This is a genomic window from Pseudomonas sp. PA-7-1E (genome assembly GCF_021605325.1).
GTDB lineage: Bacteria > Pseudomonadota > Gammaproteobacteria > Pseudomonadales > Pseudomonadaceae > Aquipseudomonas > Aquipseudomonas fluorescens_BV.
In genome coordinates this window covers 1-20,455 of sequence record NZ_WKFA01000081.1, presented here as the reverse complement: position 1 = coordinate 20,455, position 20,455 = coordinate 1, and the positions used below count along the sequence as shown (strand labels likewise).

At 59.3% G+C, this 20,455-nt stretch carries 22 protein-coding genes; 17 read left to right on the top strand and 5 right to left on the bottom strand.

All coding sequences use genetic code 11. The annotated features are described in order from the left end of the window. Together hrpA and aceK are read right to left on the bottom strand one after the other, a co-directional pair. Positions 1 to 1,259, bottom strand: a 1,259-nt coding sequence (gene hrpA / locus GIW79_RS27765) for an ATP-dependent RNA helicase HrpA (RefSeq protein ID WP_236477453.1), incomplete at its 3' end; no start/stop codon positions are given. A gap of 125 nt (positions 1,260 to 1,384) precedes the next feature. Next, positions 1,385 to 3,094, bottom strand: coding sequence for a bifunctional isocitrate dehydrogenase kinase/phosphatase (aceK, locus tag GIW79_RS27760; RefSeq protein WP_034128409.1), 1,710 nt, complete (start codon positions 3,092 to 3,094; stop codon positions 1,385 to 1,387). Positions 3,095 to 3,255: 161 nt separating this feature from the next. On the opposite strand from aceK, the gene GIW79_RS27755 reads away from it, so the two are divergent. Continuing rightward, positions 3,256 to 4,140, top strand: a complete 885-nt coding sequence (locus tag GIW79_RS27755; protein ID WP_054921761.1) for a DMT family transporter — start codon at positions 3,256 to 3,258, stop codon at positions 4,138 to 4,140. Positions 4,141 to 4,270: 130 nt separating this feature from the next. Here the strand turns inward: GIW79_RS27755 and GIW79_RS27750 are convergent, their stop codons facing one another. Next, positions 4,271 to 5,131: a DMT family transporter gene (locus GIW79_RS27750; RefSeq protein WP_054921759.1), complete on the bottom strand. Its 861-nt coding sequence runs from the start codon at positions 5,129 to 5,131 to the stop codon at positions 4,271 to 4,273. Positions 5,132 to 5,227: 96 nt separating this feature from the next. Next, positions 5,228 to 5,392, bottom strand: coding sequence for a hypothetical protein (locus GIW79_RS27745; RefSeq protein WP_158688696.1), 165 nt, complete (start codon positions 5,390 to 5,392; stop codon positions 5,228 to 5,230). Between the two features lie 160 nt (positions 5,393 to 5,552). Here GIW79_RS27745 and GIW79_RS27740 point away from each other — a divergent pair, with 160 nt between their 5' ends. The 4 genes from GIW79_RS27740 to GIW79_RS27725 all read left to right on the top strand — a co-directional run bounded on the left by GIW79_RS27740 (position 5,553) and on the right by GIW79_RS27725 (position 9,670). Beyond that, positions 5,553 to 6,344, top strand: coding sequence for a CPBP family intramembrane glutamic endopeptidase (locus GIW79_RS27740; protein ID WP_054921757.1), 792 nt, complete (start codon positions 5,553 to 5,555; stop codon positions 6,342 to 6,344). A 216-nt stretch (positions 6,345 to 6,560) separates the two neighbouring features. Further along, entirely contained in the window at positions 6,561 to 8,126 is a 1,566-nt protein-coding gene (locus tag GIW79_RS27735) for a methyl-accepting chemotaxis protein (RefSeq protein ID WP_054921754.1), read from the top strand. A gap of 163 nt (positions 8,127 to 8,289) precedes the next feature. Further along, complete coding sequence (locus tag GIW79_RS27730) at positions 8,290 to 9,138, top strand: hypothetical protein (protein WP_236452923.1); 849 nt, start codon at positions 8,290 to 8,292, stop codon at positions 9,136 to 9,138. Between the two features lie 85 nt (positions 9,139 to 9,223). Then, positions 9,224 to 9,670 (top strand): hypothetical protein, encoded by a 447-nt coding sequence (locus tag GIW79_RS27725; RefSeq protein WP_057976219.1) that lies wholly within the window; start codon positions 9,224 to 9,226, stop codon positions 9,668 to 9,670. A 43-nt stretch (positions 9,671 to 9,713) separates the two neighbouring features. Here GIW79_RS27725 and GIW79_RS27720 read toward each other — a convergent pair whose 3' ends face one another. Then, a complete protein-coding gene (locus tag GIW79_RS27720; RefSeq protein ID WP_236452926.1) occupies positions 9,714 to 10,400 on the bottom strand; it encodes an alpha/beta family hydrolase in 687 nt (228 codons plus the stop codon). Between the two features lie 79 nt (positions 10,401 to 10,479). Between GIW79_RS27720 and ccoN (GIW79_RS27715) the strand changes: the two genes are divergently transcribed. The 12 genes from ccoN (GIW79_RS27715) (at position 10,480) to GIW79_RS27660 (ending at position 20,303) form a co-directional block, all read left to right on the top strand. Beyond that, on the top strand, positions 10,480 to 11,904 hold the full coding sequence (gene ccoN, locus GIW79_RS27715) for a cytochrome-c oxidase, cbb3-type subunit I (RefSeq protein ID WP_034128402.1): 1,425 nt from the start codon (positions 10,480 to 10,482) through the stop codon (positions 11,902 to 11,904). Between the two features lie 10 nt (positions 11,905 to 11,914). After that, positions 11,915 to 12,523, top strand: coding sequence for a cytochrome-c oxidase, cbb3-type subunit II (gene ccoO / locus GIW79_RS27710; RefSeq protein ID WP_003193159.1), 609 nt, complete (start codon positions 11,915 to 11,917; stop codon positions 12,521 to 12,523). A gap of 3 nt (positions 12,524 to 12,526) precedes the next feature. After that, the gene (locus tag GIW79_RS27705; protein WP_003193161.1) at positions 12,527 to 12,727 is read left to right on the top strand and encodes a cbb3-type cytochrome oxidase subunit 3; all 201 of its coding nucleotides are present in this window, start codon (positions 12,527 to 12,529) and stop codon (positions 12,725 to 12,727) included. After that, positions 12,724 to 13,671 carry a cytochrome-c oxidase, cbb3-type subunit III gene (gene ccoP / locus GIW79_RS27700; RefSeq protein ID WP_054897851.1) on the top strand — a complete coding sequence of 316 codons (948 nt, stop codon included), beginning with the start codon at positions 12,724 to 12,726 and terminating at the stop codon, positions 13,669 to 13,671. Before GIW79_RS27705 ends, ccoP (GIW79_RS27700) begins: the two co-directional genes overlap by 4 nt. A gap of 417 nt (positions 13,672 to 14,088) precedes the next feature. Next, positions 14,089 to 15,531 (top strand): cytochrome-c oxidase, cbb3-type subunit I, encoded by a 1,443-nt coding sequence (gene ccoN, locus GIW79_RS27695; RefSeq protein ID WP_014719443.1) that lies wholly within the window; start codon positions 14,089 to 14,091, stop codon positions 15,529 to 15,531. After that, complete coding sequence (gene ccoO / locus GIW79_RS27690; RefSeq protein ID WP_003193167.1) at positions 15,531 to 16,139, top strand: cytochrome-c oxidase, cbb3-type subunit II; 609 nt, start codon at positions 15,531 to 15,533, stop codon at positions 16,137 to 16,139. Before ccoN (GIW79_RS27695) ends, ccoO (GIW79_RS27690) begins: the two co-directional genes overlap by 1 nt. 5 nt (positions 16,140 to 16,144) lie before the next feature. Then, positions 16,145 to 16,330 (top strand): CcoQ/FixQ family Cbb3-type cytochrome c oxidase assembly chaperone, encoded by a 186-nt coding sequence (locus GIW79_RS27685; RefSeq protein WP_003193169.1) that lies wholly within the window; start codon positions 16,145 to 16,147, stop codon positions 16,328 to 16,330. Further along, complete coding sequence (gene ccoP / locus GIW79_RS27680; RefSeq protein WP_014719444.1) at positions 16,327 to 17,304, top strand: cytochrome-c oxidase, cbb3-type subunit III; 978 nt, start codon at positions 16,327 to 16,329, stop codon at positions 17,302 to 17,304. Before GIW79_RS27685 ends, ccoP (GIW79_RS27680) begins: the two co-directional genes overlap by 4 nt. A gap of 169 nt (positions 17,305 to 17,473) precedes the next feature. Further along, entirely contained in the window at positions 17,474 to 17,728 is a 255-nt protein-coding gene (locus GIW79_RS27675) for a type II toxin-antitoxin system Phd/YefM family antitoxin (RefSeq protein ID WP_236452928.1), read from the top strand. Then, a complete protein-coding gene (locus GIW79_RS27670) occupies positions 17,728 to 18,138 on the top strand; it encodes a type II toxin-antitoxin system VapC family toxin (protein ID WP_034128399.1) in 411 nt (136 codons plus the stop codon). The genes GIW79_RS27675 and GIW79_RS27670 overlap by 1 nt, the downstream gene beginning before the upstream one ends. Positions 18,139 to 18,345: 207 nt before the next feature. Then, positions 18,346 to 19,749 (top strand): cytochrome c oxidase accessory protein CcoG, encoded by a 1,404-nt coding sequence (ccoG, locus tag GIW79_RS27665; protein WP_034128398.1) that lies wholly within the window; start codon positions 18,346 to 18,348, stop codon positions 19,747 to 19,749. 14 nt (positions 19,750 to 19,763) lie between these two features. Continuing rightward, complete coding sequence (locus GIW79_RS27660; RefSeq protein ID WP_014719446.1) at positions 19,764 to 20,303, top strand: FixH family protein; 540 nt, start codon at positions 19,764 to 19,766, stop codon at positions 20,301 to 20,303. Positions 20,304 to 20,455 lie beyond the last annotated feature (152 nt).

Here is a 20,455-nt window from a genome sequence, read left to right as displayed (position 1 = left end):
CTGTACAAGCGCACGCAAATACCCGGTTCAACCCGGCCGCAACGGCCTTTACGCTGGTTGGCGCTGGCCTGGGAAATCGCCTCGATCGGCAGGCGCTGCACCTTGGCGCGGTAGCTGTAGCGGCTGATGCGTGCCGTGCCGCTGTCGATCACATAGCGAATGCCCGGCACCGTCAGCGAGGTTTCCGCAACGTTGGTCGCCAGTACCACGCGCCGGCCTGGGTGGGACTGGAAAATGCGCTGTTGCTCGGCCGGTGACAGCCGTGCGTACAACGGCAAAATCTCGGTGTGCTTGAGCTGGGCCTTGCGCAGCATGTCGGCCGCATCACGAATCTCGCGCTCGCCGGGCAGGAACACCAACACGTCGCCAGGACTGCGCCGTTCGCTGCGCTCATAGGCGGCGATTTCATCAAGGGTGGCAAGGATCGCCTGGTCGACGGTCAGGTCGTCCTCGACGCGGTTGCCCTCCTCGTCCTGTTCCAGGGTGAGTGGGCGATACCAGGTGTCCACCGGGAAGGTACGGCCCGACACCTCGACAATCGGCGCATCGTCGAAGTGCTTGGAAAAGCGCTCCAGGTCGATGGTGGCCGAGGTGATGATGACTTTCAGGTCGGGGCGACGCGGCAACAGGGTCTTGAGGTAGCCGAGCAGGAAATCGATGTTCAGGCTGCGTTCGTGGGCTTCGTCGACGATGATCGTGTCGTAGCGCTCGAGGTAGCGGTCGTTCTGGGTTTCGGCCAGCAGGATGCCGTCGGTCATCAGCTTGATCAGGGTGTTGGAGTCACTCTGGTCTTCGAAGCGCACTTGGTAACCGACCAGCGCACCTAATGGCGTGGCCAGCTCTTCAGCGACACGGCTGGCGACACTGCGCGCTGCGATCCGGCGTGGCTGGGTGTGGCCGATCAGGCCGAACTGGCCGCGGCCGATTTCCAGGCAGATTTTAGGCAACTGCGTGGTTTTACCCGAACCGGTCTCACCGGCGATGATCAGTACTTGGTGCTTGTTCAGCGCGTCCTTGATCTCATCGCGCTTGGCGGCAATCGGCAGGCTGTCGTCGTAGCGAATCACCGGCAGGCTGGCGCGCCGCGCCGTGACCTGCGCGCACGATGCCTGCATGCGCGCCACCCACTGCGCCAACTTGTCCTCGTCGGGCTTCTTGCGCAGCTCAAGCAACTGCCGGCGCAAGCGGTGGCGGTCGGCGAGCATGGCGTGATCGAGGGTTTTGAGCAGTTGGTCGATGGTGGGTGCTTGGTCAGTCATCAGGTGCGTTTGGGTCGTCTATTTATGCAGGGGGCGGATTGTCGCAGAAAAGCGGCTGCTAGCGGCAAGCTTCAAGCAGCAAGTAAGGGCAGACCTACTTTCACTTGCCCCTTGCAGCTTGCAGCTTATGGCTGCTCTTTCCTCTTATAAGGGAACACGTCGATCACCTTGCCGGCACGAATCGCGTCCTGCAGGCCCTTCCAGTAGTCAGCGTTGTACAACTCGCCATGCAGCTCATCGAACAACCGGCGCTGCCCGGCGTCGGCAAACAGGAACGGCGGGAACTCTTCGGGGAACACATCCAGCGGGCCGATGGAATACCAGGGCTCGGAGGCCATTTCATCCTCGGGGGTGCGCGGCGCGGGAATATGGCGGAAGTTGGCTTCGGTGAGAAAGCAGATTTCGTCGTAGTCGTAGAACACCACGCGGCCGTGGCGGGTGACGCCAAAGTTCTTCAGCAACATGTCGCCGGGGAAGATATTCGCCGCCGCCAGTTGCTTGATCGCCAGGCCGTAATCCTCCAATGCTTCGCGCACCTGGGCGGGGTTGGCGTTGTCGAGGTAGAGGTTGAGCGGGGTCATGCGTCGCTCGGTCCAGCAGTGGCGGATGAGCACGGTGTCGCCCTCCACTTCGACGGTACCGGCGGCGACTTCCAGCAGCTCGGCCAGGCACTCGGGCTCGAACTTGCTCAAGGGGAAGCGGAAGTCGGCGAACTCCTGGGTGTCGGCCATGCGCCCTACCCGGTCGACGCTTTTCACCAGGCGGTACTTTTCGATCACCGTGGCGCGGTTGACGTTTTTTGACGGCGAGAAGCGGTCCTTGATGATCTTGAACACCGTATTGAAACCCGGCAGCGTGAACACGCTCATGACCATGCCGCGCACGCCGGGGGCCATGATGAACTGGTCGTCGGTGGTGGCCAGGTGGTTGATCAGCGCGCGGTAGAACTCGGATTTGCCGTGCTTGTAGAAACCGATGGAGGTGTACAACTCGGCAATGTGCTTGCCCGGCAGGATGCGCTTGAGAAAGCCGATGAATTCCGCTGGCACGGGTACATCGACCATGAAATAGGAACGGGTGAACGAGAAGATGATCGACACGTCGGCTTCGTCAGTGATCAACGCATCGATCTGGATGCCACGCCCTTCGCGGTGCAGCAGCGGAATCACCAACGGCCATTGTTCGTCGCGGGTGTAGATACGCCCCACGAGGTAGGCGCCTTTGTTGCGGTACAGCACTGAGGAAAACAACTCGACCTTGAGGTCCGGGTCCTTGCATACCCAATCCGGCAGGTTTTCCCGCAACTGGGCTTCGAGGCGGCGCAGGTCGGCGGGCAGGTCGGCGTAGGGCTCGCTGAAGCTGTAGTCAGAGAAGACCTGCGCCAGCATGTCCGCTATTTTACCGGCCGGCGTGTAGATACGGGTTTGCGCCGCCCGCGCCCGACGCAGGCTAGGCCGGGTGGTATGGATGAACATGCAGCCGTCACTGATCAGGTCATGGCTGAACAGGCCGCAGAAGATCGAGTTGTACCAGGTCTCCGACAGCTCATCGTCAAAGCGCAGGTCGATCAAGCCAATATAAGCGCTTTTTACCAAGGGCCACTGGCCGATGTCCTGCAATCCAGCAGGGTCGAAACTGGCGCGCAGACGAGTAGTCACCTCAGCGACTTTCTCCTCATACAGGTTGATGCGCGCCGCCGACGCGGCCTGCCCCTGCTGCCACTGGGCCTTCTCGAAACGCTCACGGGCGCCATCGGTGATCTGGCGGAAGTGCTCACGGTAATCGTCGAAACCGTCAAGGATCATCCGGGCGATAGCGAGGGCGGACTGCGACATGCGGGAAACCTCGAACGGGTATCTGGAAGCCCAGAGCTTAGCCAGTGAACCGAGGCAGGAGAAGAATGATTTTGCACGGGGGCAAACTGACTGCAATTAGCCATTGTGCCGACCTGCCCGCTGGGCAACACTTCTGCGCCCGATTGGCATAGGAGTTTTCCGTGAGACCTGTTGACACCCTGTATCTGCTGGGGCTGGCTGCCATCTGGGGCGCGAGTTTCCTGTTCATGCGCATCATCGCGCCGGAAATCGGCACGGTGCCCACCGCGTTTTTCCGCGTGTCGATTGCCGCCGCGGGTTTACTGGTGATCCTGGCGATGCTGCGCGTGAACTGGGATTTCCAGGGCAAGTTCAAGACGGTCCTGCTGCTGGGCGTGATCAACTCGGGGATTCCCGCGACGATGTACTCGGTGGCGGCGCAGGTACTGCCGGCGGGTTATTCGGCGATTTTCAACGCCACTACACCGCTGATGGGTGTGCTGATCGGCGGGTTGTTTTTCAGCGAACGCCTGACGCCGGCAAAAATAGCGGGTGTGGCCTTGGGTCTGCTTGGTGTTGCCGTGCTCACCCGCGCAGGGCCGGTGGCATTTGATCTGGAACTGTTAATAGGCGCATTAGCATGCCTGCTGGCGACCACCTGCTATGGCTTCGCCGGTTTCCTGGCGCGACGCTGGCTGGATCAGCGCGGCGGGTTGGACAGTCGTCTCTCTGCCTTGGGCAGTATGCTGGGTGCTACGTTGTTTTTGCTGCCGTTCTTCGCCTTCAGCGCCATCACCCAGCCACCGGCGAGTTGGGGCGGCTGGCAGGTGTGGGTGTCGCTGCTCGGATTGGGGCTGGTATGTACGGCGTTCGCCTACATCCTGTACTTCCGCCTGCTGTCATCCATCGGCCCGGTCAAGTCAATGACCGTGACCTTCATGATTCCGCCGTTCGGCGTGTTGTGGGGGGCGTTGTTGTTGGATGAACCGCTGTCCATGGCTCATCTGTATGGTGGTGTATTGATTGCCGGGGCGTTGTGGTTGGTGTTGCGCCCGCAAAAACTGTAGGAGCGCCCCTGTGGCGAGGGAGCTTGCTCCCGCTCGACTGCGTAGCAGTCGCAAGCTCCTGGGGGCGCTTCGCACCCCAGCGCAAGCAAGCTTGCTCGCCACCGCTAGCTCGCTCCTACAGGGGTGGTTTCTAGCTCTTACGGAACACGAAGACCAAGCCGACGATGATCAACGCCATTCCCAGCACGCTCAACAGCGCCAGGCGGTTACCGAAGATCAGGTAGTCCATCACCGCGGTCACCGCCGGCACCAGATAGAACAAACTGGTGACATTCACCAGGTTGCCGCGGGCAATCAGCCGATACAGCAACAGCGTCGCCAGCACCGACACCACCAAGCCCATCCACAGCACCGGCAGGTAAAAGCCTGCACTGTGCTCGAAGTGGAACGGCTGGAACGGCACGAACACTCCGCACAGCAACAGCCCGGCCAAGTATTGCAGTGGCAGCGTGCCCAAAGGATTGTCGGTGATGCGCTTTTGCATGATCGAGCCAAACGTCATGCTCGCCAGCGCCAGCAGCCCGAACAGCATCCCCGCCAGGGACATGCCCGCCAGCCCGATGCCCTGATACACCACCATAATCAAGCCAGCCAGCCCCAACCCCAGGCCGAACAGCCGGCGCCAGGAGCGTTGGCGCTCCATCAGTACCACGGTAAGGATCGGCTGCACGCCCATGATGGTCGCCATCACCCCAGGGGTGACGTTGAGGTCCAGGGCCAGCAGATAGAAGATCTGATAGGCCCCCAGCAAAACCAGGCCCGTCGCCGCCGCATACAGCAGCGGCTTGCCGGGACGTGGCAGCTTCAACTTGAGGAGCGGGACCAGCACTACCAACCCCATCAGGGCAATGGCAAACCGGATCAACAGAAAGGCAAAGGGCGACGCATGGGCCAGGCCCAACTTGGAGAAGATCGCCCCGCTGCTCCACAGCAAGACAAACACGCTCGTCGAGGCCGCCGCGGCCACGGATTGTTTCGAAAGCACAGACATGGTTACCACCTGTTATCAGGCAAAAAAGCCGACTCAGTAAAAAACTGAATTTCAGTAGGTTTTTTCAGGCAGGCACGGGCAACAGCGAATCGCTGATCAGCCCGAAATGCCAACACCCGGCGGTGATACGACTGCGTACACCGGCGTGCTACTGACAGGTGGGGGGTAATGACTGATCTGCGCAGGCTGCTTGCCACGGCACGGCACGACCACGGCGTTGACCGCTGAATCGACTACCGCTATGCGCTGGGAAGCTGGCATGTGCTGATCTTTTTGAAGGGATATAAAGACGCGACGACTATAACCAGCCGCAAACATACTTTGCAATCCTTTCCCCCTTGCCTTGTACATGGAGGCGTTTTCATGCCCTGGAACCTGGCCACTCGCTATAATGCCGCCCGGATTTTTCGAAGGATTTCACATGATTGCTTTGCCCTGGCTGTACCTCACCCTACTTTCCATTGGCTATGTCGTGGCTTTGATCTACGGCCAACTGGGCGTACTGGCGGCGGTCTCCATCGCACTGCTGCTGGTGGCCGGGTACGCCGTGCGCCAGCAACGCAACCCTTGGGCACGCTACTTGGGCCAAGGCTTGTTTATCGTACTGGCCCTGGGCCTGGTGATGCACTGGCTGCCGGGTTTCTATAACGGCCGCGGTATTGCGCCCCAGCGTTTAACTCCGGACTCAGTGCCCTTCTCGATGTACCTGAACCAGGACAAGCCCCTGATAGGCTTCTGGCTGTTGCTGGCCTGCCCGTGGATTGTGGCGCGACGCTCATTGCGCCTGTCGATCTGCGTCACCGCCCTGGCACTGACCCTGACCGCCATCGTCGCACTGGGTGGTGCCGCACTGATGGGAATGATCAGTTGGGCGCCGAAATGGCCGGACCAGGCATGGCTGTGGGTACTCAATAACCTGCTGCTGGTGACGCTGGTGGAAGAAGCGCTGTTTCGTGGCTATGTTCAGGGCGGCCTGAGCCAACGTTTCAAACACTTGCCCTACGGCGAGAACCTTGCGCTGCTGCTGGCTTCGCTGTTATTCGGCCTGATGCATTTCGGTGCGGGTTGGCAATGGGTGACGCTGGCCAGTATTGCCGGGGTCGGTTACGGCCTGGCGTATCGCTTTGGCGGGCTCGGCGCAGCGATTGCCACGCATTTTGGCTTGAATCTGCTGCACTTCGGCTTGTTCACCTACCCAATGCTGGCCAGCTAAGCCTGCCCGACTGTAAGAACGAGCTGTTGTGGCGACGGAGCTTGCTCCCGCTCGGGTGCGTAGCGCCCGCAAGTTGTTTGGGGCCGCTTCGCAGCCCAGCGGGAGCAAGCTCCCTCGCCACAGTCGGCACTCTGCTCCCAGGATTGTTGCAAAAATAAGTTAAATAAATGCCCAGCATGGCCGATAACCCCTGAAAGCCTTGCGGATTGAACAATCATGCGTAATAACCAACCCGTTACCCAGCGCGAACGTACCTTCCCTGCTCAGCAACGGTTGATCTCCACCACAGATGCCAAGGGTGTCATTACCTACTGCAACGACGCGTTTGTCGAAATCAGTGGGTTCACCCGCGAAGAACTGGTCCGTGCTCCGCACAACCTGGTGCGTCACCCGGATGTGCCCTCGGCGGTGTTCGCACACATGTGGTCCACGCTCAAACAAGGCTTGCCATGGATGGGCATTGTCAAGAATCGCTGCAAGACCGGCGACCACTACTGGGTTAACGCCTATGTAACACCGGTATTCGACGGTAACCAGGTGATCGGCTACGAATCGGTGCGCATCAAGCCCACCGCCGAGCAGATCCGCCGGGCCGAGGCGCTTTATCAACGCATCAACCAGGGCAAGTCGGCGATTCCCCAGCGCGACAAATGGCTGCCGGTGCTGCAGGACTGGCTGCCGTTTATCCTGGTCAGCCAACTGAGCTTCATGATCGGCGCCACCCTCACCTCCCAGTGGGGCTTTGCCTTGGCGGCAGCGTTGTCCGTGCCGTTGGGCCTGCTGGGGCTGAGCTGGCAACAGCGCGGCCTCAAGCGCTTGCTGCGCCTGGCCGAGCAGACCACGTCCGACCCGCTGATTGCGCAGATGTACACCGACAGCCGTGGCGCCCAGGCCCGACTGGAAATGTCGATTCTCAGCCAGGAAGCGCGTCTGAAGACCTGCCTGACCCGCTTGCAGGACACTGCCGAGCACCTCAACGATCAGGCGGCACAGTCCAACACCCTGGCGCACAGCAGCTCCAGCGGCCTGGAACGTCAGCGTGTGGAAACCGAACAGGTGGCCACCGCCGTCAACCAGATGGCTGCAACCACCCAGGAAGTCGCCAGCCACGTGCAGCGCACCGCCGACGCCACCCAGGAAGCCAACCGCCTGACCGGTCGCGGCCGCGATATCGCCGGGGAAACCCGCGAGGCGATTCAGCGGCTTTCGGCCGCCGTTGGCGAGACCGGCGTGACCGTCACTCAACTGGCCAAGGACAGCGATGAAATTGGCGGCGTTGTCGATGTAATCAAGGGCATCGCCGACCAGACCAACTTGCTGGCACTCAACGCCGCTATCGAAGCCGCGCGTGCCGGTGAGATGGGCCGTGGTTTTGCGGTGGTCGCCGATGAAGTGCGCCAACTGGCGCAGCGTACGGCCGAATCCACCGGGCAGATCCATGCCCTGATCGCCAAGCTGCAACACACGGCGGCCGCGGCCGTGCAAACCATGGACGCCGGGCACCGCCAGGCCGAAGAAGGTGTGGCGCGGGTGATGGAAGCGGACCAGGCATTGGTGGGTATCAGCGAGGCGGTGGCCAATATCACCGACATGACCACCCAGATTGCCGCGGCCACCGAAGAGCAAAGCGCCGTGGCCGAGGAGATCAGCCGTAACATCAGCACTATTGCGCTGTTGGCAGACCAGACCTCAGAGCAGGCGATGAACTCGGCGCAGTTGAGTGAAGAACTGACTCATACGGCGAATACTCAGTACTCGCTGGTGGAGCGTTTTAACCGGTAGAACTTCAAGGGCTCACTTTCTCCAACAAGTGAGCCCCTTGCAGATGGCTATCACTCATCATCTTTTTATCACCAAGCATTCTATAAAACTGTCAATTCTCACAGTTAACCTTTGAACGCCTCCCTCCTTATAGTGTGAACCTGTCAAACAGGAGCACACCGCCATGTCCCGACCTGCCGATTCAAATAGCGCCCTGCATCCCTTCCCAAAAACCATGGGGCGTGTGCAATGGACTGAAAAATCATCGAACAACGAAAGAACATTGGAAGGCTGGGCTCTCCCACTGCACCTATCCGAATACAATAATCAGTATTGGGTCAAGTTGACGCTCCAGTCCCCAGACACTCAACAATCACTGTTACTGAAAATACCTTGCGACTCCATAAGTACATCACCTAACAAATCAATCAAGCAAAACCCGGAAGCCTTCACCCACCTGTACATTCAAGGTGCAAACAATAACGCACCTGAAACGGAAGAACGTATTAAACCTGTCGGCGACATTGAAGTAACCGTTGACGAAAGCACAGGGAACACAACGCTGAATTTCGAAGGTTCTTTCACTGACACAGCATCGGAATTACGCGAAATAAAATGCTGCTGTGAGTGGCCTGGAACTACCCTTGCCTCACAACATTCGATCTTTAAGTGGACAGAAGGACAAACTCAATACAAAACGGAGGGCTGGCTGGCCTACTCCAGTTCAAGCAAGGCATGGTATCTGACCAGCGAGGAGGGAGAATGGGGTACGCCTCAATACCGTGAGTGGGCTATTTATATTTACTGCGACGATGAAAATGAACAGATCATCGATGAAACATTTAAAAACGGCGATGAGAAATCAAATTTTTACTATGCTCCCTTCGGCGGTGGCACCTATGAAGGCGAATACAATGTAACGCTTACACTGACTCAGCAGCCGTTGCGCTGCGAAGCCACCTTTAAAAATAAAATCCGCGACCGTGTAGAGATGACTAACGGCACGTTTCAGCCTATAAAAGACTGCCCGTAGCCACATCATTTTCACGGATGTTCGTACAGTGAGACCTCAACCCCCTGACAAACTTAAACCCACCCCGATATAAAGGAGATTTATAATGTCGACCGACCTCTACTCCTTGGAAAACCAAGAAAACTCCACGTCTAAAAATACGTTTACGTGGATTAAATGCAACGAAAGTACATCTGCGCAAAAAGTGTATTTTTACCACAACAAAGATAAAACGCAATGGGCTATCGAAGGATTAATAGGATCTTATAAGGATAGGAACCTGCTGGGTTATCATTTCAAGATCCCTTATGAAGAAGGGGATATAACTAAAACCTATAACCTCACAAGTGAATTTGGAGCTTACCACTCCACCGACTCTCCAGGTCATGAAACTCAAACTTACAGAGCTGAGGAGGCCGAAGTAACGATTAGCATCAATACGTTTACCGAAAGAGCAACAGGTTCTTTCAAAGCAACCTTTAGAGAACAGTCGGCCCACATGAATGTTACAGGTGATTTCGAAATGTACTATATTCAAAAAGAATACCTTTAAAAAAACTCATCACCTTTGCAACACCCAACCTCCTCACAAAGCGTCAGGCGAGAAAACCTGACGCTTTGATGGCCGCCGCCTCCAAATGCTGCTCATGACTGAACCCCGACGCCTTCAACGGCTTCAAATCATGATCCCCCGCCACCAGCCACATCACCTCAATGCTCGGCGATAACGCATACCCCTCCACCGCCGCTCGATTGCCCAAGGCATCACGCTCGCCCTGCACTATCAGCGTCGGCGTCGCAAGCGCAGCCAGATGCTCCACCCGAGGCTTTTGCGGCTTGCCCACCGCATAAAACGGATAGCCCAGGCACACCAACCCATCTGCGCCCAGCTCATCGGCCAACAAACTGGCCATGCGCCCGCCCATGGACTTGCCGCCAATCGCCAGTTTCCCAGCGACATGACGTCGCACCTGGTCATACACCTCACGCCACGCCTCCAGCAGTTTCGGCGCCGGATTCGGCGGGCGTTTGCCCCCGTCCAAGCGGCGCTGGGCCATGTACGGGAACTCGAAGCGCAACACGTTCACGCCATGCCCGGCAAGGCGTGCAGCCATGTCGTTCATGAATGCCGAGTCCATCGGTGCGCCAGCGCCGTGGGCCAGGATCAACGTGACCGGCTTATCCGAAGTCGTGCCCGTGGCGACATCCCACAACCAGCCATGTTCCCGTACACACTGCGCCCATTGATCCCCGTCAATACTGGCCTTGTGCTCTTTGCCCATGCTTGCCTCGCTTTTTAGTCTGCCTATAACTCCAGCCCAAGTGCCGCACTTGCTTGGGTTGAACCGTGGATGGGGAACCATGAACACTACTTTAAGTACCGCCTATAACTACAAGGTGGTCCGCCAATTCGCCATTATGACGGTGGTGTGGGGCATCGTCGGCATGGGGCTCGGGGTTTTTCTCGCGGCCCAATTGGTTTGGCCTGCGCTCAACTTCGATTTGCCCTGGACCAGCTTCGGCCGTCTGCGCCCATTGCACACCAATGCGGTGATTTTCGCGTTCGGTGGCTGTGCGCTGTTCGCCAGCTCCTTTTACTCGGTGCAACGCACCTGCCAGACGCAGCTGTTCGCGCCGAAAGTCGCCGCGTTCTGCTTCTGGGGCTGGCAGCTTGTGATCCTGCTGGCCGCCATCAGCCTGCCACTGGGCTACACCAGCTCAAAGGAATACGCCGAGCTGGAATGGCCCATCGACATCCTGATCACCATCGTCTGGGTCGCCTACGCCATCGTGTTCTTCGGCACGATCATGAAACGCAAGACCAAGCACATCTATGTGGGTAACTGGTTCTTCGGCGCGTTCATCATCACCGTGGCCATTTTGCATATCGTCAATAACCTGGAAATCCCGGTCAGCCTGACCAAGTCCTACTCGCTGTACGGCGGTGCGACGGATGCCATGGTGCAGTGGTGGTATGGGCACAACGCGGTAGGCTTTTTCCTGACTGCGGGTTTTCTGGGGATGATGTACTACTTCGTGCCCAAGCAGGCCGAACGCCCGGTGTATTCCTATCGATTGTCGATTGTGCACTTCTGGGCGCTGATCACCCTGTACATCTGGGCCGGCCCGCACCACTTGCACTACACCGCCTTGCCGGACTGGGCGCAGTCCCTGGGCATGGTGATGTCACTGGTGCTGCTGGCGCCAAGCTGGGGCGGCATGATCAACGGCATGATGACCCTCTCGGGTGCCTGGCATAAGTTGCGCAGCGACCCGATCCTGCGCTTCCTCGTCGTCTCCCTGGCCTTCTACGGCATGTCGACCTTCGAAGGCCCGATGATGGCGATCAAGACCGTCAACGCCCTCTCCCACTACACCGACTGGACCATCGGCCACGTACACGCCGGGGCGCTGGGCTGGGTGGCGATGATCTCCATCGGCGCGCTGTACCACATGATCCCGAAAGTCTTCGGTCGCGAGCAGATGTACAGCCTCGGCCTGATCAACGCGCACTTCTGGCTGGCCACCATCGGCACCGTGCTCTACATCGCCTCGATGTGGGTCAACGGCATCGCCCAGGGCCTGATGTGGCGTGCGGTCAACGAAGACGGCACCCTCACCTACTCCTTCGTCGAGACCCTGGTGGCCAGCCACCCAGGCTTCATCGTGCGTCTGGTGGGCGGTGCGATCTTCCTCAGCGGCATGTTCCTGATGGCTTACAACACATGGCGCACCGTGCGTTCGGCGCAACCTGCCGAAGTCACCGCTGCCGCGCAGATGGCCTGAGGAGTCGATGATGAAACACGAAACGATTGAAAAGAACGTCGGCCTGTTGATGCTGCTGATGGTGCTCGCCGTGAGCATCGGTGGCCTGACGCAGATCGTCCCGCTGTTCTTCCAGGACGTGACCAACAAACCGGTCGAAGGCATGAAGCCCTACACCGCGCTGCAACTGGAAGGCCGCGACATCTACATCCGCGAAGGCTGCGTGCAGTGCCACTCGCAGATGATCCGCCCGTTCCGCGCCGAGACCGAGCGCTACGGCCACTACTCGGTGGCTGGCGAAAGCGTGTGGGACCACCCGTTCTTGTGGGGCTCCAAGCGTACCGGGCCGGACCTGGCCCGCGTCGGCGCGCGCTACTCGGACGACTGGCACCGCGCGCACTTGTACAACCCGCGCAACGTGGTGCCAGAGTCGAAAATGCCGGCCTACCCCTGGCTGGTCACCGCCGCCGTCGACAGCAGCCACACCGAGACCAAGTTGAAAGTGATGCGCACCCTCGGCGTGCCGTACACCGACGACGACATCAATGGCGCCGTCGCCAGCCTCAAGGGCAAGACCGAGATGGACGCGCTGGTTTCCTACCTGCAAGTGCTCGGCACTGCCATCAAGAGCAAGAGGTGAGCCATGGGATTTGAATTCGATGCAGGCACCATCCGCGGCCTTGGCACGCTGGTGGTCGCCATCGCCTTTATCGGCCTGTCGCTGTGGGTGTTCAACAACCGCCGCAACGCGGAATTCGAGCAGGCCCGCCTACTGCCGTTTGCCGATGAACCTTCCCCACCCGACGCTCAAGCAGAGCCAGCCACAAGGAGCACTCGGCCATGACTACGTTCTGGAGTACATGGATCTGCGTATTGACCCTGGGCAGCCTGATCGGCCTGACCTGGCTGTTGGTCGGCACCCGCAAGGGCGAGACCAAGGGCAGCGTCGACCAGACCATGGGCCACGCCTTCGACGGTATCGAGGAATACGACAACCCGCTGCCCCAGTGGTGGTTCATGTTGTTCGCCGGCACCCTGGTGTTTGCCGTCGGCTACCTGATCCTCTACCCGGGCCTGGGCAACTGGAAAGGCGTACTGCCGGGCTATGAAGACGGCTGGACCCAGACCAAGGAATGGGACAAGGAAATGGCCAAGGCCGACGCCAGGTTCGGGCCGATCTTCGCCAAGTTCGCGGCCATGCCGGTGGAAGAAGTCGCCAAGGACCCGCAAGCGTTGAAGATGGGCGGTCGCCTGTTTGCCTCCAACTGTGCGGTGTGCCACGGCTCGGACGCCAAGGGCGCCTATGGCTTCCCCAACCTGGCCGACAACAACTGGCGCTGGGGCGGTTCGGCCGAGGCCATCAAGGCCACCATCCTGAACGGTCGCCACGCGGCGATGCCGGCCTGGGGTGAAGTGCTGGGCGAGGACGGGGTGAAGAACGTCGCCGCCTACGTGCGTCACGACCTGGCCAAGCTGCCGTTGCCCGCCGACAACACCGCCGACCTGGCCGCCGGGCAAGCCGCCTTCAGCACCACTTGCGTGGCGTGTCATGGTCCGCAAGGTCACGGCGTGGAAGCCATGGGTGCGCCCAACCTGACCGAGCCTGCCGGCTTTATCTACGGCACCAGCCTGGCGCAGTTGCAGCAGACCATCCGCCATGGTCGCCAGGGCCAGATGCCGGCTCAGGACGTGCTGCAAGGCAATGACAAGGTGCACTTGCTGGCGGCTTACGTGTACAGCCTGTCCCATAACGCTGAAGGCGCAACGCCAGACAGCCAACCGCAGTAAAAGCTCTACCTGTGGCGAGGGAGCTTGCTCCCGCTGGAGTGCGAAGCGCTCCCACGATTTTGGGGCCGCTACGCAGCCCAACGGGAGCAAGCTCCCTCGCCACAGGCATAAGTCGCGACCAAGTGTCGCACCCCTTCCAAACCCAACTTTCCCCTCCTCCTATTCGGGTCTACGCTTGTTCCCACAGTGGAGCAATTCTGGCGTAGGCGACGGTATCCGTTGCGCCCTCTAAAATTCCTGTCCACTTGATCAGCTTTCTATTTCGGTCTTTATCCTTACACCAAACATGGAAAGGGCGCAGAATCTGGCGTGGAACGCATTGATACAGGTCAGCCATTGCGTTGCAATGGCCCCTCGGTTTCTACATACTTGCGGCCGATTTTACCTATAAAAAAACCTAAACCGTGGAACCTTAGAATGAGCACAGCAATCAGTCCGACTGCTTATAACTATAAGGTAGTCCGCCAGTTCGCCATCATGACGGTGGTCTGGGGGATCCTTGGCATGGGGCTCGGGGTGTTCATCGCCTCGCAACTGGTTTGGCCGCAATTGAATTTCGACCTGCCCTGGACGACTTTCGGCCGCCTGCGCCCACTGCACACCAACCTGGTGATCTTCGCCTTCGGCGGATGTGCACTGTTTGCCACCTCCTACTATGTCGTGCAGCGCACCTGCCAGACGCGACTGATTTCCGATGGTCTGGCCGCCTTCACCTTCTGGGGCTGGCAGGCGGTCATCGTCGGCGCCATCATCAGCCTGCCCCTGGGCTACACCACTACCAAGGAATACGCCGAGCTGGAATGGCCGATCGCCATTTTGCTTGCCATCGTGTGGGTGACCTACGGCCTGGTGTTCTTCGGCACCATCGTCAAGCGCAAGACCAAGCACATCTACGTGGGCAACTGGTTCTACGGGGCCTTTATCGTGGTCACGGCGATGCTGCACATCGTCAACCACGCCTCCCTGCCGGTGAACCTGTTCAAGTCCTATTCGGCCTATTCCGGCGCAACGGACGCGATGATCCAGTGGTGGTACGGCCACAACGCCGTAGGCTTCTTCCTCACCACCGGTTTCCTGGGGATGATGTACTACTTCGTGCCCAAGCAGGCCGAGCGTCCGATCTACTCTTATCGCCTGTCCATCGTGCACTTCTGGGCGCTGATCACCCTGTACATCTGGGCCGGCCCTCACCACTTGCACTACACCGCTTTGCCGGATTGGGCACAGTCCCTGGGCATGGCGATGTCGATCATCCTGCTGGCGCCAAGCTGGGGCGGCATGATCAACGGCATGATGACCCTCTCGGGCGCCTGGCATAAGCTGCGCACCGACCCGATCCTGCGGTTTCTGGTGGTGTCCCTGGCGTTCTACGGCATGTCGACCTTTGAAGGTCCGATGATGGCGATCAAGACCGTCAACTCGCTGTCCCACTACACCGACTGGACCATCGGCCATGTACACGCCGGGGCGCTGGGCTGGGTGGCGATGATCTCCATCGGCGCGCTGTACCACATGATCCCCAAACTGTTCGGCCGCGTGCAGATGCACAGCGTCGGGCTGATCAACGCACACTTCTGGCTGGCCACTATCGGCACCGTGCTCTACATCGCCTCGATGTGGGTCAACGGCATCACCCAGGGCCTGATGTGGCGTGCGATCAACGATGACGGCACCCTCACCTACTCCTTCGTCGAAGCGCTGCAAGCCAGCCACCCGGGCTTTATCGTACGTGCCCTGGGCGGTGCGTTCTTTGCCAGCGGCATGCTGTTGATGGCCTACAACGTCTGGCGCACCGTGCGTGCCAGCGACCCTGTAGAAGCCGAAGCCGCCGCCAAGATCGCCGTTGTGGGAGCTCACTGATGAAGCATGAAGTAGTCGAGAAGAACATCGGCCTGTTGGCCTTCTTCATGGTCATCGCCGTGAGCATCGGCGGCCTGACCCAAATCGTCCCACTGTTTTTCCAGGACGTGACCAACAAGCCGGTCGAAGGCATGAAGCCGCGCACCGCCCTTGAACTGGAAGGCCGCGACGTCTACATCGCCAACGGTTGCGTGGGCTGCCACTCGCAGATGATCCGCCCTTTCCGTGCTGAAACCGAACGCTACGGCCACTACTCGGTCGCCGGTGAAAGCGTGTGGGACCACCCGTTCCTGTGGGGTTCCAAGCGCACCGGCCCGGACCTGGCCCGTGTGGGTGGGCGTTACTCCGATGACTGGCAGCGTGCGCACCTGTACAACCCGCGCAACGTGGTGCCTGAGTCGAAAATGCCGGCGTACCCGTTCCTCGTGGAAAACAAGCTCGACGGCAAGGACACCGCGAAGAAGATGGAAGTCTTGCGCACCCTGGGCGTGCCCTACACCGACGAAGACATCGCCGGCGCAGCCGCAGCCGTGAAGGGCAAGACCGAAATGGACGCATTGGTGGCCTACCTGCAAGGCCTTGGCACCATCATCAAAAGCAAACGGTGACCTACATGGATATCGGGATGATTCGTGGCCTGGGCACCGTTGTGGTGATGGTGGCCTTTATCGGCCTGGCGTTGTGGGTGTTCAGCCCACGGCGCAAGTCGGAGTTTGACGACGCGACCATGCTGCCCTTTGCAGATGATCCCGAAGCCATCAAGCACGTCGAGCAAGCTTCTAGGAGTAACAAAGAATGACTACGTTCTGGAGTCTGTACGTCACAGTCCTCAGTCTGGGTACCATCTTCGCCCTGACCTGGCTGCTGCTGTCGACCCGCAAGGGCCAGCGCACCGAGCAGACGGACGAGACCGTCGGCCACTCGTTCGACGGCATCGAGGAGTACGACAACCCGCTGCCCAAGTGGTGGTTCATGCTGTTTGTCGGCACCATCGTCTTCGCCCTTGGTTACCTGGTGCTTTACCCTGGCCTGGGCAACTGGAAGGGCCTGCTGCCAGGCTACAACTACCTCGACAACGACAAGCAAACCCCGTTCGCCAACGGCCAGACCGGCTGGACCGGCGTGCACGAATGGGAAAAGGAAATGGCCAGGTCGGAGGCCAAGTTCGGGCCGATCTTCGCCAAGTTCGCATCGATGCCCATTGAAGAAGTCGCCAAGGACCCGCAAGCCTTGAAGATGGGCGGTCGGCTGTTTGCCTCCAACTGCTCGGTGTGCCACGGCTCCGACGCCAAGGGCGCCTACGGCTTTCCCAACCTGACCGACGCCGACTGGCGCTGGGGTGGCGAACCCAACACCATCAAGGAAACCATCATGAAGGGCCGCCACGCGGTGATGCCAGGCTGGGCCGAAGTCATCGGCGAGCAAGGCGTGGCTGACGTAGCAGGCTTTGTGGTGACCCAACTCGATGGGCGCAAACTGCCGGAAGGTGCCAAGGCCGATGTGGCCAACGGTGAGAAACTCTTCGCCGCCAACTGCGTGGCCTGCCACGGCCCGGCCGGTAAAGGCACCCCCGCCATGGGCGCGCCGGACCTGACGCATCCGGGGGCGTTCATCTACGGTTCAAGCTTTGCGCAACTGCAGCAGACCATCCGTTATGGCCGCCAGGGCCAGATGCCCGCGCAGGAGCAGTTGCAGGGCAATGACAAGGTGCACTTGCTTGCGGCGTATGTGTATAGCTTGTCGCATGGGGATAAGAAGGCTGAGGAGCAGTAAGACCTCTGAAACAATAATGGAGCCCCGCGCAGCGAATGCTGGCGGGGCTTTTTTGTTTTAGCTGCGAAACTTTCAAAGCCAAATCTACCGCTCGTAGCCTCAACCTTGCCGCGCGCACTCGCCAAGTAGTAACGTAACTACATTCACTCCAGCGAAGGGGACCTACCCCATGACCATCACGACCATTTCCAGCCGCGAATTCAACCAAGACACAAGTGGTGCCAAAAAAGCCGCCCGCAAAGGGCCGGTTTTTATCACTGATCGCGGCAAGCCTGCCCATGTACTGCTAAGCATTGAGGACTACGAGAAGCTGACAGGTCTGAATGCCGACATCGTTGACCTGTTGGTGATGCCGGAAGCGGCCGATATCGACTTCGAAACCGAACGTGCCGTGATCATTCATCGACCCGTGGACTTTTCTTGATGTATTTGCTCGACACGAATGTGATCTCTGAACTGCGTAAACCTCAGGCTGATGCGAATGTCGTGGCTTGGGCAAAAAGTGTGGTGGCGCCACGTATGTTTATTTCGGCGATCACGCTGAAGGAATTGGAAACCGGAGTCCTGCGAATTGAGCGGCGAGACCCGGCACAGGGGAAGGTGTTGAGAGCCTGGCTCAAGCGTCATGTGATGCCCGCCTTTGATGCCAGAATCCTGCCCGTCGATGCAGCAGTCGCGTTGCGTTGCGCACACTTGCATGTACCCGACCGAGCCAACGAAAGTGATTCATTGATTGCCGCAACTGCGCTGGTTCATGGGCTCACCGTCGTCACGCGCAACATCAGCGACTTCCAATCGAGCGGCGTTGCACTGATCAATCCATGGGACGAATGACCGGCTTACCGACAAAAACCGTCCATACTTGCCAAGTCAATTGATCCAGGTCACGTACACCATCAATTGATTTCCCCCAACGCGACCAAAGGTCGCACCCTTTGCGCACCATCGGGGGCGTATCATTAGGCCACTGCAACACCCTTAATTTGACCCCGGCTGGCACGTACTGGCCGAGGCAAATCTCCACCGCCGTGGGATGCAATGATGAGCGACCAGATACCGGTACATGACGTTACCCCGCCTGCCAAGACCGTCGACCTCTACGCTTCGCGTGAGAAGATTTACACCCGCGCCTTCACTGGCTTGTTCCGCAACTTGCGCATGGTCGGCGGTGCCGCTCTGTTCCTGTTGTACTTCGGCACGGTGTGGCTGAACTGGGGCGGTCACCAGGCGGTGTGGTGGAACCTGCCGGAGCGTAAATTCTTTATTTTCGGCGCAACGTTCTGGCCCCAGGATTTCATCCTGCTGTCGGGCATTCTCATTGTCGCGGCCTTTGGCCTGTTCTTTATCACCGTATACGCCGGGCGCGTGTGGTGCGGCTATACCTGCCCGCAAAGCGTGTGGACATGGATCTTCATGTGGTGCGAAAAGGTCACCGAAGGCGACCGCAACCAGCGCATCAAGCTCGACAAGGCGCCCATGAGCGCCAACAAATTCCTGCGCAAGTTCAGCAAGCACAGCCTGTGGCTGCTGATCGGCTTTGCCACTGGCATCACCTTCGTCGGCTACTTCTCGCCGATTCGCGAACTGGTGTTCGACTTTTTCACTGGCCAGGCCGATGGCTGGTCGTATTTCTGGGTGGGTTTCTTCACCCTCGCCACCTACGGCAACGCCGGCTGGCTGCGTGAGCAGGTGTGCATCTACATGTGCCCCTATGCGCGCTTCCAAAGCGTGATGTTCGACAAGGACACCTTGATCGTGTCCTATGACCCCCGCCGTGGCGAAGTGCGTGGCCCACGTAAAAAGGGTACCGACTACAAGGCCCAGGGCCTGGGCGACTGCATCGACTGCACGATGTGCGTGCAGGTATGTCCTACCGGTATCGATATCCGCGACGGGCTGCAAATCGAATGCATCGGCTGCGCCGCCTGTATCGATGCCTGCGATAACATCATGGACAAGATGGAGTACCCACGCGGCCTGATCAGCTACACCACCGAACACAACCTGTCGGGGCAGAAAACCCATAAGCTGCGCCCGCGCCTGATCGGTTACGCCCTGGTATTGCTGGCAATGATCAGCCTGTTGGTGGCCGCCTTCTTCATGCGCTCGCTGGTAGGTTTCGACGTCAGCAAAGACCGCGTGCTGTATCGCGAGAACGCCGAAGGGCGCATCGAAAACGTCTACAGCCTGAAGATCATGAACAAAGACCAGCGCGACCACACCTACGTGCTCGACGCCGCTGGCCTGCCAGACCTCAAGCTGCAAGGCCGGCGCGAAATCAAAGTGGCCGCCGGCGATATCGTCAGCATGCCGGTGGAGTTGTCGAGTGCGCCCGAGCAGTTGCCGTCGAGCACCAACGAGGTGACCTTCATCCTCGAAGACGCCGATGACACCAGCGTCCATATTGAAGCCAAGAGCCGATTCATCGGCCCACAAGTCCGTTAACAGGGAACATACGCATGCCCGCAACTACTGCCGCCAGCCCTTGGTACAAGCACCTCTGGCCCTGGATCATCATCGCGATTCTGGCCTGCTCGGTGACCCTGACCTTGTCCATGGTGACCATCGCAGTGAACAACCCGGACAATCTGGTCAACGACAACTACTACGAGGCCGGCAAAGGCATCAACCGTTCCCTGGACCGCGAACGCCTGGCCCAGACCCTGCAACTGCGCGGCAAGCTGCACCTGGACGAACTGACCGGCGAGGTCGAGCTGCAACTGACTGGCTACAGCAATCCAAATACCCTGGAGCTGAACCTGATCTCCCCGACCCAGCCAGAGAAGGATCGCAAGATCAACCTCACCCGCAGCGACAGCGAGCCCGGCCGCTACATTGGCCAGGTCACCGACAAGGTCGAAGGTCGCCGTTTCGTGGAACTGCTTGGCGTGGAAGGCGGCAACACCTGGCGCCTGTTCGAAGAGGAAGAGGTCAGCCATGACAAGGATTTGTTGCTGGGTGACGAACCGTTGCAGGGCGCTGAAGACTTGAAGAAGTAGACGATGATCGTTCCCACGCTCTGCGTGGTAACGCCTTGCTGGACGCTCTGCGTCCGCTTTGTGACGCAGAGCGTCACGGGCAACATTCCCACGCAAAGCGTGGGAACGATCTGCGGAACCGAGTAATGACCCAACCCACCCCCTGCTACCAC